General features: G+C 67.7%; 12 protein-coding genes. 9 read left to right on the top strand and 3 right to left on the bottom strand.

All coding sequences use genetic code 11. From position 1 onward, the window contains the following. Nucleotides 1-98 precede the first annotated feature (98 nt). Nucleotides 99-1,292 (top strand): elongation factor Tu, encoded by a 1,194-nt coding sequence (tuf, locus tag OHT51_RS17760; protein WP_030046358.1) that lies wholly within the window; start codon nucleotides 99-101, stop codon nucleotides 1,290-1,292. A gap of 303 nt (nucleotides 1,293-1,595) precedes the next feature. On the opposite strand, the gene OHT51_RS17755 is transcribed toward tuf, so the two are convergent. Continuing rightward, nucleotides 1,596-1,934, bottom strand: a complete 339-nt coding sequence (locus OHT51_RS17755; RefSeq protein ID WP_328879919.1) for a hypothetical protein — start codon at nucleotides 1,932-1,934, stop codon at nucleotides 1,596-1,598. Nucleotides 1,935-2,569: 635 nt separating this feature from the next. Here OHT51_RS17755 and OHT51_RS17750 point away from each other — a divergent pair. After that, complete coding sequence (locus tag OHT51_RS17750) at nucleotides 2,570-3,979, top strand: sugar transferase (RefSeq protein WP_328879918.1); 1,410 nt, start codon at nucleotides 2,570-2,572, stop codon at nucleotides 3,977-3,979. On the opposite strand, the gene OHT51_RS17745 is transcribed toward OHT51_RS17750, so the two are convergent. Next, nucleotides 3,973-4,941 carry a GDP-L-fucose synthase family protein gene (locus tag OHT51_RS17745; protein ID WP_328879917.1) on the bottom strand — a complete coding sequence of 323 codons (969 nt, stop codon included), beginning with the start codon at nucleotides 4,939-4,941 and terminating at the stop codon, nucleotides 3,973-3,975. The genes OHT51_RS17750 and OHT51_RS17745 overlap by 7 nt on opposite strands. A gap of 103 nt (nucleotides 4,942-5,044) precedes the next feature. Between OHT51_RS17745 and OHT51_RS17740 the strand changes: the two genes are divergently transcribed. From OHT51_RS17740 to gmd, 4 genes are all read left to right on the top strand, one after another. Further along, nucleotides 5,045-5,632, top strand: a complete 588-nt coding sequence (locus OHT51_RS17740; protein WP_328879916.1) for a putative colanic acid biosynthesis acetyltransferase — start codon at nucleotides 5,045-5,047, stop codon at nucleotides 5,630-5,632. Further along, the gene (locus tag OHT51_RS17735) at nucleotides 5,629-6,741 is read left to right on the top strand and encodes a glycosyltransferase (protein WP_328879915.1); all 1,113 of its coding nucleotides are present in this window, start codon (nucleotides 5,629-5,631) and stop codon (nucleotides 6,739-6,741) included. Before OHT51_RS17740 ends, OHT51_RS17735 begins: the two co-directional genes overlap by 4 nt. 221 nt (nucleotides 6,742-6,962) lie before the next feature. Then, a complete protein-coding gene (locus OHT51_RS17730; RefSeq protein ID WP_328879914.1) occupies nucleotides 6,963-7,664 on the top strand; it encodes a CDP-alcohol phosphatidyltransferase family protein in 702 nt (233 codons plus the stop codon). A 160-nt stretch (nucleotides 7,665-7,824) separates the two neighbouring features. Further along, a complete protein-coding gene (gene gmd, locus OHT51_RS17725) occupies nucleotides 7,825-8,865 on the top strand; it encodes a GDP-mannose 4,6-dehydratase (protein ID WP_328879913.1) in 1,041 nt (346 codons plus the stop codon). A gap of 4 nt (nucleotides 8,866-8,869) precedes the next feature. Here the strand turns inward: gmd and OHT51_RS17720 are convergent, their stop codons facing one another. After that, nucleotides 8,870-10,150: a glycosyltransferase gene (locus tag OHT51_RS17720; protein ID WP_328879912.1), complete on the bottom strand. Its 1,281-nt coding sequence runs from the start codon at nucleotides 10,148-10,150 to the stop codon at nucleotides 8,870-8,872. A gap of 135 nt (nucleotides 10,151-10,285) precedes the next feature. On the opposite strand from OHT51_RS17720, the gene OHT51_RS17715 reads away from it, so the two are divergent. From OHT51_RS17715 to OHT51_RS17705, 3 genes are read left to right on the top strand one after another with little or no spacing between them, the layout of a single operon-like run. Further along, complete coding sequence (locus OHT51_RS17715; RefSeq protein WP_328879911.1) at nucleotides 10,286-11,743, top strand: hypothetical protein; 1,458 nt, start codon at nucleotides 10,286-10,288, stop codon at nucleotides 11,741-11,743. Then, on the top strand, nucleotides 11,740-13,344 hold the full coding sequence (locus OHT51_RS17710; RefSeq protein WP_328879910.1) for a hypothetical protein: 1,605 nt from the start codon (nucleotides 11,740-11,742) through the stop codon (nucleotides 13,342-13,344). Before OHT51_RS17715 ends, OHT51_RS17710 begins: the two co-directional genes overlap by 4 nt. After that, nucleotides 13,341-14,897, top strand: coding sequence for an oligosaccharide flippase family protein (locus OHT51_RS17705; RefSeq protein WP_328879909.1), 1,557 nt, complete (start codon nucleotides 13,341-13,343; stop codon nucleotides 14,895-14,897). Before OHT51_RS17710 ends, OHT51_RS17705 begins: the two co-directional genes overlap by 4 nt. Nucleotides 14,898-14,907 lie beyond the last annotated feature (10 nt).

Here is a 14,907-nt window from a genome sequence, read left to right as displayed (position 1 = left end):
GCAAACACGGATGTTTGCCCCGAGGCCCGGGCTTTCCAGCAAAGATCACCTGGCGCCGATGAAGCAAGGCGTTCAGAACCACTCCACAGGAGGACCCCGTGGCGAAGGCGAAGTTCGAGCGGACTAAGCCCCACGTCAACATCGGCACCATCGGTCACATCGACCACGGTAAGACGACCCTTACGGCCGCCATTACCAAGGTGCTGCACGACGCGTACCCGGACCTGAACGAGGCCTCGGCCTTCGACCAGATCGACAAGGCTCCCGAGGAGCGCCAGCGCGGTATCACCATCTCCATCGCGCACGTCGAGTACCAGACCGAGACGCGTCACTACGCCCACGTCGACTGCCCCGGTCACGCGGACTACATCAAGAACATGATCACCGGTGCTGCCCAGATGGACGGCGCCATCCTCGTGGTCGCCGCCACCGACGGCCCGATGCCGCAGACCAAGGAGCACGTGCTCCTGGCCCGCCAGGTCGGCGTTCCGTACATCGTCGTCGCCCTGAACAAGGCCGACATGGTGGACGACGAGGAGATCCTGGAGCTCGTCGAGCTCGAGGTTCGTGAGCTGCTCTCCGAGTACGAGTTCCCGGGCGACGACCTGCCGGTCGTCAAGGTCTCGGCGCTCAAGGCCCTTGAGGGCGACAAGGAGTGGGGCAACACCGTCCTCGAGCTCATGAAGGCCGTGGACGAGAACATCCCGCAGCCCGAGCGTGACGTCGACAAGCCGTTCCTGATGCCGATCGAGGACGTCTTCACGATCACCGGTCGCGGTACGGTCGTCACCGGCCGTATCGAGCGTGGTGTCCTGAAGGTCAACGAGACCGTTGACATCGTGGGCATCAAGCAGGAGAAGACCACCACCACGGTCACCGGCATCGAGATGTTCCGCAAGCTGCTCGACGAGGGCCAGGCCGGTGAGAACGTCGGTCTGCTGCTCCGTGGCATCAAGCGCGAGGACGTCGAGCGCGGCCAGGTCATCATCAAGCCCGGTTCGGTTACGCCGCACACCGAGTTCGAGGCCCAGGCCTACATCCTGTCCAAGGACGAGGGTGGCCGCCACACGCCGTTCTTCAACAACTACCGTCCGCAGTTCTACTTCCGTACGACGGACGTGACCGGCGTTGTGACCCTCCCCGAGGGCACCGAGATGGTCATGCCGGGTGACAACACCGAGATGAAGGTGGAGCTCATCCAGCCCGTCGCCATGGAAGAGGGCCTGAAGTTCGCCATCCGTGAGGGTGGCCGGACGGTCGGCGCCGGCCAGGTCACCAAGATCAACAAGTAGTCTTGTTGGTTTGACCTGGTAGCTCCAGCGCGAGCTCCTGAGGGGCCCGTACGACTTTGGTCGTGCGGGCCCCTTGCGTCTGCCACCCCATCTGGCGGACGTAGAAAGTGGAAGGCGCGTTGAGGGCAAGGGGTCAACTCAGACGTATGGGGCCCAGGAGGTCCTAGGCCCCATGTCTGGCGGCAAGCTACGAATCAACGAGGATCACGCAGTTGACGATGGGCTCGGGTTCAGGCCCACTTGCCGCAGGGAATGCCGGTCGTGCCCCCATTCCGGACGTCGCGACCGTGGTGAGGTTTTGCCTCAGCTGCCGCTCGCCGGGCCGAAGCAGATCGTGACGTGGCTGATGCCGGCCAGGTTCCCGTTGTCCTGGACCTGGGCATGGAGATCCTCGTCGGCTGCGATGCCACCGCTGGGCTGGTAGTCGAAGAGGTTCGTGTTAGGACCTCCCTTGACAAGGACGGCGACCGCTGCGTACTGGCTGTCCGGGCTGATGTCGAAGTCGACCTCGATCGGTTCCCCTTCCTCGTTGTCCTCGAGCACGAAGGTGACTGTGGAGTCGTCAGGCAGGACGATCGGGTTGGGTTCAAGTTCCCCTGTCTGGTCGTTCGTCTCCGAAGTCCTCTGGATGTCGAAGTTCACCAGTGGCCGTGGATCCCCGTCGAAGTCGTCGCAGAACAGGTTGCCTGCCCACAGCGTGGGCTGCACGCCTGCTGCGCTCGGCTCCCCCGCCGTTTGGGCCGCCGCGGGACCGGCCCCGAAGGTGACCGCGAGTGCCGTGGTCAGGCCGAGGCCGACGCACCGCGCTCCCCATCTCGCTCGTGTCGACCGGGTAGTTGCTCGAGTGGTTACTCGCACGACGAGTACTCCTTCTTGTCTGGGTGTACCGGATCTCGCCCTTGCGGACCCTCGCGCTCTGTTCCATCAGCGATTCGAGTGATGACTCGCATCCGCCGCCGGGCATCTGATCATTTGCACAATCCGACCGGCGCCGCTCTCCAGGGATTCCTCTTCCTAGGCCGACCGGGTTCCGGAGCACCGGAAAGGCCGAGCGCACCGGCGTGCGGACGAGATTCGCAACACCCGAACGTACTGCATGTAAGTAGGACATTCATGAAAAAAATGCTGATATAACCCTTCTGTAGGGCGTGAGCTGCTCCTCCGACGCAGCCACGCCCATGTCTTCGCCGAGGGCCGGGGTAACAGGGAGAACCATGCGGCAGTCCACAGGCGCGGTGTCAGGGCAGGCGGTTCCCCTCACACCGCACCGGACGACCATGCGTAAAGGCACCGCGGACGGGTGGTACGCACCGGTCGCGGTCGGTGTCGACGCGGTGGGGATGGCGCTGCCGACGGCGGTGGCCTTCTCCGCGATCGGTGCAGCCCACCCCATGCACCAGGCGGTGGCAATCACGATCCTCTGGGTGCTCGTGGGCCTCGCCTCCACTCGCTACGCACCCTGGACCTGGGACGAAGGCGCCCCGATCGGGCCGGTTGTGCGGGACTGGCTGGTGCTGCTCGGAGCCCTGGCTGCGCTGCGTACCGTATCCGGGGTCGGCGACGCACCCGCGGCGGTTCTTGCCGCGTTGTGTCCGTCGTTGGCGGTCACCGTGGTCTGCCGCAAGGCGATCCACCGCCACATCCTGGTCGTGCGTCGACGCGCCCGAGGGCTTCGACGCGTCCTCGTGATCGGTGAGGCCGGGGCTGTGGACGCCGTGGTCGCGCAGCTCGCCGAGCGCACGGACCACGGCTACGTGGTGGTCGGAGCCTGCGTGTTGGGCGAGGGTGACGTGTTGTCAGGTGTGCCTGTGTCGGCCCGGCTGCCGTCCGGCGGACCGACCGCGCCGGACGAGGATGCCGCGCCCGTGGCGCGAGCGGCTGAGGCGCTCGGTGCCGACCTGGTCTTCGCCTGCACGGGCAGGTCCATGAGCGGGGACCGGCTTCGCCGGTTGTCCTGGGCGCTGCACGACCGGGGCCGCCGGCTGATGGTGTTGCCCGGCATGGTGGAAGTGGCTCGGCGCCGGGTCCGGATCACCTCGGCTGCCGGGCTCACCCTGCTGGACATCTCACCACCGACGCGTCGTGGTCTGGCGACGCTACTGAAGGCCGCCACGGATCGGGCGGGCTCGCTCGTCCTGCTCATGGCGCTGGCTCCGCTGTTCGCCACTCTGGCCTTCGCCGTGCGCATGAGTTCGCCGGGGCCGGTCATCTATCGCCAGGTCCGCGTCGGCCGGAACGGGACGCTCTTTCCCATGTGGAAGTTCCGAACCATGGTCGTGGAGGCGGACCGGATGAAGGCCGACCTGGCGCCGGCGAACGAACACGACGGCCATATGTTCAAGCTGCGCTGCGATCCACGCGTCACGTCCGTCGGGCGGTTTCTGCGCCGCTACTCCCTCGACGAACTGCCCCAGTTGGCCAATGTCCTCCTCGGTCACATGTCGCTGGTGGGACCCCGCCCGCCACTGCCCGAGGAAGTCGCGCGGTACGACCAGGTGGAGATGCGCCGACTGAGTGTCAAACCCGGTCTCACGGGCCTGTGGCAGGTGAGCGGCAGATCCGATCTGTCCTGGCACGAGACCGTCTCGCTCGATCTGCGGTACGTCGACAACTGGTCGTTGGCCTGGGACATGACGGTCCTGGCCCGCACGGTGCGTGCCGTGCTTGATGGACGTGGCGCCTACTGAGACTCAGCGCCGACCGCCGAGCGAGACTGACCTGAGCTCAGCCATGAAGCGTAGGTGGACCCGATTCCATCTCGCAGAGCAATCCTCGGCTCCCAACCGAGCGCCGTCATACGGGAGATGTCCAGCAATTTGCGCGGCGTGCCGTCCGGCTTCGTCGTGTCGAAGGTGGACCGGCCCTGGTAGCCGACGACCTCCCCCACGAGGCGGGCCAGTTCACGGATCGTCAGGTCATCCCCGCATCCGACGTTGACGGGCATGTCGCCGTCGTAGCGGCGCAGCAGCGTCACGCAGGCGTCGGCGAGGTCGTCGACGTGCAGAAACTCCCGGCGGGGAGAGCCGCTTCCCCACAGGACCACTTCGTCGAGGCCGTCCCGCTTCGCTTCGTGGAAGCGGCGGATGAGGGCCGGCAGGACGTGTGAGGACTCCAGGTCGAAGTTGTCACCGGGACCGTAGAGATTGGTCGGCATCGCGCAGATGTATGAGGCGCCGTACTGCCGCCGATAGGACCGCACCTGGACGATGCCCGCGATCTTGGCAAGTGCGTACGGCTCGTTGGTCGGCTCCAGAGGCCCCGTGAGCAGGGCCTCTTCCTGGATCGGCTGCTGCGCGAGCTTGGGGTAGATGCAGGAGGATCCCAGGAACAACAGACGGCGCACCCCGGCGGCGTACGCCGCCGAGATCACGCTCAGCTGGATCCGAAGGTTGTCTTCGATGAACGGCACCGGGTGGGTGCTGTTGGCCATGATGCCGCCGACTCTGGCAGCGGCCAGGACGACAGCGTCCGGCCGGGTGTCGCGGAGAAAGGCGGCGGTGGCGTTCGCGTCGCGAAGGTCCAGTTCGGACCGGGTCCGGACGAGGACCTCATGCCCGTGTGACACCAGGCACCGGGCCACGGCGGCACCGACGAGTCCTCGGTGGCCGGCGACGTACACACGGGCGGGCGTGGCGAGCAGATCTTCCATGCGGTCAAGTCTGCCAGCAACACGCCCTTATATGCTGAGTTGCAGTGAAAATGCCTGTAAATCTGCATTATTGGATATATCATCAGATTGGAGGGTTCGCGCCATGGCAGAAGCCACAGCGTCGCCCGACACGGGCATCTGTCCAGGCGAGTCCGACCACAGAGCCGTCGTCGGACGTTCCCTACGGGGATTCACGGGGGTGGGCTACGACAAGGGGCGGCCCCTGCTCGTCCAGGCGGCCTGGTTCGCCGTACTCCACCTCGTGTTCCTCAAGTGGTGGTTTCCGGCTCGCTGGCGGCCGGCTGTGCTGCGGGCCTTCGGCGCGCGGATCGGGCGGCGGGTGCTGATTCGGCACGGTGTGCGGGTGCACTGGCCCTGGCGGCTGTCCGTCGGCGACGACGTGTGGATCGGTGAGGGTGCCTGGTTGCTGAACCTGCGGCAGATCACGATCGGCAGCGATGTGTGTGTCTCGCAGGGGGCGTTGCTCTGCACGGGAAGCCATCAACCCCGCAGCCCCACCTTCGAGTTCGACAACGGGCCCATCCGTCTGGAGTCCGGAGCGTGGGTCGCGGCGCGGGCCGTCGTCCTGCGTGGCGTGACCGTCGGCCGTGGCGCGGTGGTGGGGGCCTCCGCGGTCGCCCACAGCGACCTCGCTCCGGGCGAGATCGTCACCAGTGGAGGTGGGGCATGAGGGTCGTGCATGTCGTGACGCTCGTCAGCGACGACGGAGCGTACGGCGGTCCGACGAGGGTGGCCGCCGGGCAGCTCGAGGAATGCGCCGACCGGGGCCACGAGGTCACGTTGGTGTCCCTGTGGCGCGGCAGGACCCCGGCGCCGGCCCGCCTCGGCTCGGTGCCGCTGCGCACCCGCCCGGCCCGCTCCCTGCTCCCGGGGCGCTTCACCGGCCTTATGCATCCGCTGCTGGTCAGGGACATGTGGACCGCCATGGGCCAGGCCGATGTGGTCCACGTCCACGCAGGGCGCGACCTTGTCTCCATCGCGGCGCTCGCAGTCGCCGCGCTGCGCCGCAAGCGGTTCGTCGCACAGACGCATGGCATGGTGCAGCCGCGGCGTGCGGCCGCTGTCAGGCTCTTCGACCGCGTGTACGTGCCTCTTCTGCGCCGGGCGCATGGCTGTCTGGTGCTCACCGAGCAGGAGCGTCGGCATCTGGCCGAGGTGGTCGGTGCCGGCGGTCCGCCGCTGGTGACCCTGCCCAACGGGGTGCGGCCCGAGCGCGGCGGCGGGGTGGGGGAGGCGCGGCGCGAGAAGGAGGTCCTCTTTCTCGCCAGGTTGCATCCGCGCAAGCGCCCCGAGGCGTTCGTCGAGATGGCCGCTCTGGTGCACCGGAGGATGCCCGACGCCCGGTTCACCCTCTACGGGGCGGACGAAGGGGTGTTGCCGGCGGTGCGCCGACTGATCGCCGCCCATGGGCTGGACGGCATCGTCACCTACGGCGGGGCGCTGGGGCACGCTGAGGCGGTACGGGCCTACGCGAAGGCAGCGGTCTATGTGCTGCCCAGCGTTGACGAACCCTTCCCGATGACCGTGATCGAAGCCCTCTCGGCGGGCACCCCGGTGGTGTGCACCGACACCTGCGGCATCGCGGACGAGTTGGCTCGCCGGGGGGCGGCGATGGTCACCGACGGCAGTCCCCGGGAGATGGCCGACGCGGTGTGCGGGGTGCTGGCCGACGACACCAGGCGGGACGCTCTCGTGGAAGCGGGGCATCGCGCCGTCGCGGAGGCGTTCTCCGTCCACGCGGTGACGGATCGGCTGGAGGCGATCTATCGGGGCATGTGACCGAGGGGCCGCCGCGAGGGTCTTGCGGCCGTTCGGATGGATACCGTGACAATCCCGCTGGTCGGATCAGGTGAAGTAGGCCGAGGCGCCTACGTTCTGGGCATGGGTTCCCTTCTCGGACGGCCGTCCATGTCCCACCGCCGCGTCAGCCACCCAACGGCGTCGACGAGGGCGTTCGGCACGTCGTGATCCGCCCGCCCGTTCACGCACGAGGTCAGGGAATGGACTTCTCCAGCACGCTGCGGCAGCTCTCGAAGGCACAGAAACCCGCGAAGGGGGTTTCCGTCTACGCACGGTTCGTCAACCGGCCGGCCGGACGGCTGCTCGCGGCCACGGCGTACCGTATCGGGCTCTCGCCCAACCATGTGACGGCAGTCAGCGCGCTGATCACCTTTGCCGGTGTGTTCGCGACGGCGCTGCTCCCGCCTTCACACGCGCTGGGACAGTGGGTCTCGCTCGCGCTGCTGCTCGGCTTCGCGCTCGACTCGGCGGACGGTCAGCTGGCCCGGCTGCACCGGTTGACCAGTCTGTCCGGCGAGTGGCTGGACCATGTGGTGGACTGCGCGAAACTCCTGGGCATCCATGTGGCGGTGCTGGTTTCCTTCTACCGCTTCTTCGACCTGCCACGTCCCGCGCTGCTGGTCCCGGTCGTCTTCCAGTTCGCCGCTGTCCTGCTGTTCTTCGGAGGGATCCTCAGCGAACAGCTGCGAAGGCGAATGGGGGATGTGTCCGCCGGGCCGGTGCACGCGCCGTCCGCTGTTCGTGGCGTGGCTCTGCTGCCCGTGGATTATGGCCTGTTGTGCCTGATCTTCGTGTTCCTGGGGAACCAGAAACTCTTCGTGGTGCTGTACGTCGCTCTGCTCGCGGTGCACGTGGTGTCCGTACCAGCATTCCTCGTCAAGTGGTTCCGGGAACTCACCTGACGAAACAGGCATGCGCGGGAACAGCCGGGCCGAGTCGCCGCGGTGCATCATTCCAAAAGCGGAAGTGATCATTAATATGGCGATGTGCTGGGGTGCCGGCCGTGGAACAGGCGCATTCAGTGCACCTTTGCACACCCCCCCCGCCAGCCAAGGAGTGCGTGTGACTGTCAAGACGGCGCTCATCACCGGTATTACGGGCCAGGACGGCTCGTACCTCGCGGAGCTGCTTCTGGAAAAGGGCTACCGGGTGCACGGAATCATCCGCCGCGCCTCCACCTTCAACACCCAGCGCATCGACCACCTCTACCGAGATCCGCACGACCCCGACGCTCGCCTCTTCCTGCATTACGGCGACCTCACCGACGGGACCCGGCTGGCGAGTCTGCTGGAGCAGGTTCAGCCCGACGAGGTGTACCACCTTGCGGCCCAGTCGCATGTCCGGGTGTCGTTCGACGAACCCGAATTCACTGGGGACACCACCGGACTGGGTACGACGCGGCTGTTGGAAGCCATCAGGAGCACGAAACTTCCCTGCCGCTTCTACCAGGCTTCCAGCTCGGAGATGTTCGGCGCCGCACCGCCGCCTCAGAACGAACTCACCTCTTTCCATCCGCGCTCACCTTACGGCGCGGCAAAGGTGTACGCGTACTGGGTCACTCGTAATTACCGGGAGGCGTACGGGCTCTACGCGGTCAACGGCATTCTGTTCAATCACGAGTCGCCGCGCCGCGGACCCACGTTCGTGACCCGTAAGGTGGCCGCGGCCGCCGCCCGGATCAAGGTCGGCCTGCAGGACGTGGTGCACCTCGGCAACCTCGAAGCCCGTCGGGACTGGGGCTACGCCGCCGAGTACGTCGAGGCGATGTGGCTGATGCTGCAGCAGGATGATCCGGACGACTACGTCATTGCCACGGGCACCAGCTACAGCGTGCGTGACTTCGTCGAGCACTGCTTCACTCATGTGGGCATCGACTGGCGCAACCACGTGCGCTTCGACGAGCGCTACCTGCGCCCGACAGAGGTCGACCACTTGGTCGGAGACGCCTCCAAGGCCGAGCGAGCTTTCGACTGGCGCCCGACGGTGCGCGCGCCGGAACTGGCCCGCCTGATGGTTGACGCCGAACTCAGCGCCGTAGCAGACATCCGCGGGCCCGCGGACCTGGCCACGTTGTTCACCGCTCCCAGCGTGGCCCTGCGCTGACCTCTCACCGTGCGTCCGAGGCGCGACGGGCTTCCGGCTCTCTCGCAGAGTGGGCCAGCGCCTCGGACACTACTGCGGTGATACGGGCCAGCCCGGCCTGCGGGCTCAACCGTTCCCGGACGTAGGCGGGACCGCGTGCGCCGAGCGCGGCCGATCGGTCGGGATCCCGCATCAGTTCCACGACAGAGCCGTGCAGCGAGACGGGATCCTCCGCGCGGACGAGTACTCCGGCACCGGACCGGCCTACCTCCTGGGCAGTGCCGCCCTGTGAGGCCACCGAGGCAACGGTGGGCCGTCCGCTCGCGAAATATGACGTCAGCTTGGAGGGCAGGCTCATGTCGCCTACGGATGCCCGCTGGGTGAGCACGAGGACGTCCGCCGCGGCCAGTACGTCGGGGAAGTCTGCGTGGGCCGCGGGCGGGAGAAAGTGCAAGTTCGGCAGATCGGCGGCGAGATGCTCCAGGTGTCTCCGCTGGCTGCCGTCGCCCATGAGGACGATGCGTAGGCGCGGGGTTTCGCGGGCCGCGATGCGGGCCGTCTCGACCAGGATCTCCAGCCCCTGCTTCAGGCCCATGTTCCCCGCGTGCAGCAGGACGAACTCCTCGTCACGCCAGCCGAGTCGCGCTCGTACCGCTCGGCGGTCGCCAGCAGGAGGCGTCACATGGCTCCAGTTGGGGACCACCCTGACGCGCGAGCCAGGCACACCCATGGCGGTGACACGGTCCACGAACGACTCGTGCACCACGCCGATCAGGGCCGCTGTGCGCAGGATCCTCGACTCCACTCCGGCCACGACCGATGCCACGCGGCCGCCGCCCCTGATCCCGCTCTGTGTGGCTGCCGCGCTCATGAGGTCCTGCACCACGACCACGTGCGGCACCCGGTGGCGACGGGCGATCCGGCCGCCGATGACGCCGCCCGCGAGGGTGGGCATCTGACTCAGTACCAGGTCCGGCCGTGTGGCTGGCGGCCGAATCCAGCCATGCGCCAGGAAGCCGGCCTCGTAGGCCGCCCTGAGCAGCGCGGTCTGACGCGTGGGAACGAAGCTGCGGCGGCGATGGACCCGAACACCTCCCCGGCTCTCCACCATGCGCCAGCGTCCACGGTAGTCGGCGTGCACCCGCCAGCCCGGATAGTGCGGCATGCCCGCCAGGACGTTGACGTCAGCGCCGCTGGCGGCGAGGTGTTCCGCGGTCAGAGTCGCGTAGGGCGCGATTCCGGCGTGCTCGGGGGCGTAGTTGGTCGACACCAGGAGGACGCGGCAGCCGGAAAGCATATCGGTCATTTAAATAAAATACGACACGCGTACAGGAATTCACCGCAGGAAACGCTGGGCAATATCGCCTCATATGTTCTGGGTCTAGGCTATAAATCGATTGCTGTTGATTCATCCAATGATGGCATCGATGAGGGGATTCAGGTGCGGGACAGCCAGGTCCGTTGCATGGCTGCGGTGTGCGTCTGGGCCTTGGTGCTCGTCGTCCTTCTGCCGGCGCTGATCCTTCTGTCCATTGATACGCGATTCGGGCTGGCTCTCGCCGTTCAGTGCGTCGTCGTGGCGCACGCCGGAGGGGGACTCACCAGAGTGCTCACCGATGCGTCGGTGCGTCTCGTCGCTTTCGGGTTCTGGCTCTTCGCCTATGTGTGGCTCGGGCTGGCGCCGCTCGCGATGCTCGCCACCGATTCCTACCCGCTTGAATACCGCACCGGTGAGACGACCGCTTTCGCGGCCGCCACGCTGACCGAACTCGGGCTCCTCGCCTACAGCGCGGGGGCGGCACTTTCCTCCGGACGCAACGGCGGCAGCTCGGTCGTGTTCGCGCCACTGCTGTCCCGCAGACTCTCGCCGCTGCCCGTACTCCTGCTGTGCTGCCTGTCGCTCGCCCTCGCGGTCGTGTTGATTCCCGGGCAGGAAGGCGGGCTGCGAGCCTTCTTCACCAGCAGGCAGGCTCTCTGGCAGTCGCGTGCCGAAGCGGACGCCACCCATGCGCTGCGCATCTGGGCCCTCGCCGTACCCGCCTTCTTGGCCCTTGCGGCTCTGGTCCAGCTGCCCCGCCCGCCTCAAAGGGACCGGCTGCTGCGGGCAATCCATTGGGCAGTGCTCCCGAGCCTTCTCGTGCTCAACGTGATCGTCAACAACCCGATCAGCAGGCCGCGTTTCTGGGCCGGCACCGTCCTTCTGGTCCTGCTTTTCTCCTGGCGTCGCTTCAGTACCCCGCGAGCCTTTCGCGTCGTCGCCGCAGCGATCACTGCCGTGGTGCTGTTCGCTTTCCCGTACAGCGACTACTTCCGTTACGACGAACGTGAAGTGGTGCAAGTCGTGCCGCTGGCAGAGCAGTTCAGTACCAGCATGGACTACGACGCATTTCAGCAAATGCAGACCGGCATCGACTATGTGCAGGAAAACGGCTTCTCACCGTCGGCGGTGCTCGGCCTCATCCTGTTCATGGTGCCCCGCTCCATGTGGCCCGACAAACCACAGGCCACGGGTATCGAACTCGCCCAGTATGCGGGATACGACTTCCACAATCTTTCCGCTCCGCTGTGGATCGAGAGCTACTTGTGGGGCGGTGCTCCGTGTGTCGTCGCGGTCTTCTGTCTGCTGGGCGCGGCAGGACGGCGGATGGACGATGTTCGGGAGAGGCTGCGGCACCGCCGGCGCACGTTGGCGGTACTGCTGGTCCCCGCTTTCGCCTTTTATCAGCTGATCTTCCTGCGTGGCAGTCTCATGGCGATCGTCGGGCCCCTGCTGCTGCTCCTGACCGTGCCGCTTTTCATCACCAGCCGCGCCGCCGGGCCATACCGGTCGCCGTCACCGGGGCGGCAGCCCACGACCACGAGCCACGCACTCATCCCCGGACACAGGAGGCATTCGTGACCAGCCCCGCCGGCCTCGACGATCGATACGACGACCCCGACCGGCTTCGCGACCAGGTGCGCCTGCTGCTCAGGTACCGCGCGACCATCGCGCTGGGCGTGCTCCTCGGGCTGCTCGGCGCACTGCTCCTGGTCCTGCTGCGCGCGGGCGACTACACCTCCACCAGCGAGGTGCTCGTCCGCCCGCGCACGGACCCCTTCAGTACGTCCGCGGTGGCCGTCGACAATCAACTGAGCATGGGCACGGAGCGGCATATCGCGCTCAGCGCGACGGTCGCCGCACGGGCGGCGACGGCATTGCGGCAACCCTCTCGAGCCGATGCGCTGCTGACGGACCTGCGCGTGACGAATCCCCGGGACACCCAGATGCTCCGGTTCGAGTACACGTCGGGCACGGCGCAGGGCGCGGCCCGGGTGAGCAACGCGTTCGCGGAGGCCTACCTCGCCGATCGCCAGGACCGGTCCAAGTCCATGATCACGCGGATGATCGCCGGGCTGGAGCTTCAGCTCACGGAGCTCACCAAACGCATCAGCGCGAAGAAGTCCGCCGGGTCCGCCGTCGGCACGACAGGCGTTCAGCAACAGATCGGCATTCTGCAGAAGCGTGTCTCGGACATCAGGGCGTACGACACCTCCGGTGGCGACATCGTCCGCCGAGCCGAGCCCTCGACGAGGCCCTCGGGACCAGGCCCCGCCTGGCTCATCGCGCTCGGCCTCATCGGTGGTCTCGTCCTGGGCGTCGTACTCGCCTGGCTGCGAGCCGCCCTCGAACCACGGGCACGTTCTGTCGCCGAGGTCCAAGGGGCCCTCGGCGCTCCGGTGCTGGGCATCCTCCCGGCCCTCGACACCGACGGCGAACTGTTGGAGGTCGGCCGGGCCGACGGCAGCCGCGCGGAGACCTACCGCACGCTCGCCCTCCGGCTGCGGGGCGGCGGCCGTACGGCCGTGGGCACGCTCATGGTCGTGGCGCTGAGGCAGGAGCGCTGCGCCGTCGCCGTCGCCGTGAATGTGGCAGCGGCCCTCGCCGAGTCCGGGGACGACGTACGAGTCGTGGACGCCACTGCGCGCAGACCCGGCCTGGTGGCACGCCTGCCGTTGTCGGCCGGCGACTCCGCGTCGGCCGACGTCCCCGAGGCCGGTGTGGTCGTCGACGCTGGCACTGCCGGGCACTTCACGCTCTGCCCCGCCGATCGTGGTACCCCCGGCGACGACGGACCGACGGTCCCGACGGCGGCGCGCGCCCTGCTGTGCGCTGGTTCGGGGACGACGCTCTTCCTGACCCCCTCTCCGCTGGAACATGCCGACGCTCTCGCGCTCACCCAACGTGTGGACGGCGTTCTCGTGGTGGGAGCTCTGGCTGACATCAGGCGCGACGACCTCAAGCGGCTGCGGGAGGTGGTCGGCTGCTCGGGAGGGAACATCGTGGGCGCGGCGCTCCACAACGGCCCACAGCGCAGCTTGCTCCGGCATCTCGTAGACAGTGACCTGCTGCGTCGCATGAGGGGTCGGAATGTGTCCACGACCTCGCCCGCGCCGGTCGGCGACACCAGGGAGCAGCCGACCGCTCCGGTGCCGGACGACACGCTCACCACCTCCCGGTGAGCACCTCCGGTACGACCGTCCCGGCCACCGCCCGGTCGACCGTCCGGTCCGGGGTCGCCGCCACCGCACGCGGCGGTTGGTGGGGCTTCCTGGGCTCGGCGGTCAACGCGGTCTTCGGGTACGTCCTGGTCGCCCTGGTCACCCGAGGGCTCGGGGCGTACGGGGCCGGAGCGGTGTTCACCGGCGTCGCCGCCTTCACCATCCTGTGCAACACCTGCAAGCTCGGCGCCGACACCGGGCTGGTGCGCTTCGTCCCCGGTGACCTGGCCATCACCGGCGGCCGCAAGGTGGGCGCACTGCTGCGCAGCGCGGTCGTGCCGGGAGCCCTGGCGAGCACCACGGCCGCCGCACTGCTCTTCCTGTCGCCCGGCACGGCCACCGCGCTGCTGCCGAGTCTGGCCCCGGGGGACGCGGTGACCCTGGTCCGGCTGTTCGCCGTGTTCCTCCCTCTGGCCACGGTCACCCTGATCCTGCTGGGCGCCACCCAGGGGCACGGCACCGTGATCCCGTACGTCGGTGTCGAGCAGATCGGGAAGCCGGTACTGCGCGTGCTGATCGCCGTACCGGTCCTGCTGCTCGCCCCGGGCGTGCTGACGCTGGCCGCCGCCTGGCTCGTGCCCTCGCTGGCCGGTTTCCTCTTCGCCTGGTTCGCGCTGCGCAGGTGCCGTCGCAGGAGTTCGGAACATGTCTGCGGACCGGAGACCGCCGTACAGGAGGCCGCCACCAGGCGCGGGTTCTGGGCGTTCGCCGCACCCCGGGCGATCTCGTCCGTCTTCGACATCAGCGCGGTCTGGCTGGGAGTCGTCCTGCTGTCCTCCCTGGCGACGAGCGAAGAGGCCGGTATCTACACCGCGGTCGGACGCGTGGTCATCGCGGCGACGCTCCTCCAACTCGCCATCCGGCTGGCCGTGGCTCCGGAGATCAGCCGTCTCCTCGCCCTGGGCGACCTTCCGCAGGCCTCCCATCTGCACCGTGTCTCGACGCGCTGGATCGTGCTGTTCTCCTGGCCGCTGCTCGCCCTGCTCACGAGTTTCCCGGGGACCGTTCTGTCGCTGTTCGGACCGGAGTTCGATCAGGGGGCGGGCGCGCTGGTGCTGCTCTGTGTCGCCTCGGCGGTCAACGTCGGGGTGGGAAACGCCCAGACAGTGCTGCTCATGGCGGGCAAGAGCACCTGGCATCTGGCGGTCACCGGGGTCGCGTTCGCGGTGCAGCTGACGGTGGGGTTCCTCGCCATTCCCCGGCTCGGCGTCCTCGGCGCCGCCCTGTCCTGGGGGGCGGCGACCGTCGTGGAGAACGTCGTCGCAGCCGTGTTGGTACGGCGCCACCCAGGCTTCACCTTCATCGACGGCGGATACCTCCTGGCGACTGCCGTCGCCCTGTGCCTCACCGTGCCGCTGGTCGGCACCGTGAGGCTGTTGGCAGGTGACACGACCGTAGGACTTGCCGTCGCAATCACCATGGGATTGTGCGCATTTGGTATAGGTTTGTGGCGATTTCGTACAGCTTTGGGAGTGCACGAACTCGTCGGTGTGCTGCGCGAACGCACCCCATGAGGCCGTCCCG

Origin of the sequence: Streptomyces sp. NBC_00299, from assembly GCF_036173045.1 — a bacterium.
GTDB classification, from domain to species: domain Bacteria; phylum Actinomycetota; class Actinomycetes; order Streptomycetales; family Streptomycetaceae; genus Streptomyces; species Streptomyces machairae.
This window is presented reverse-complemented; position numbering and strand designations above follow the sequence as displayed.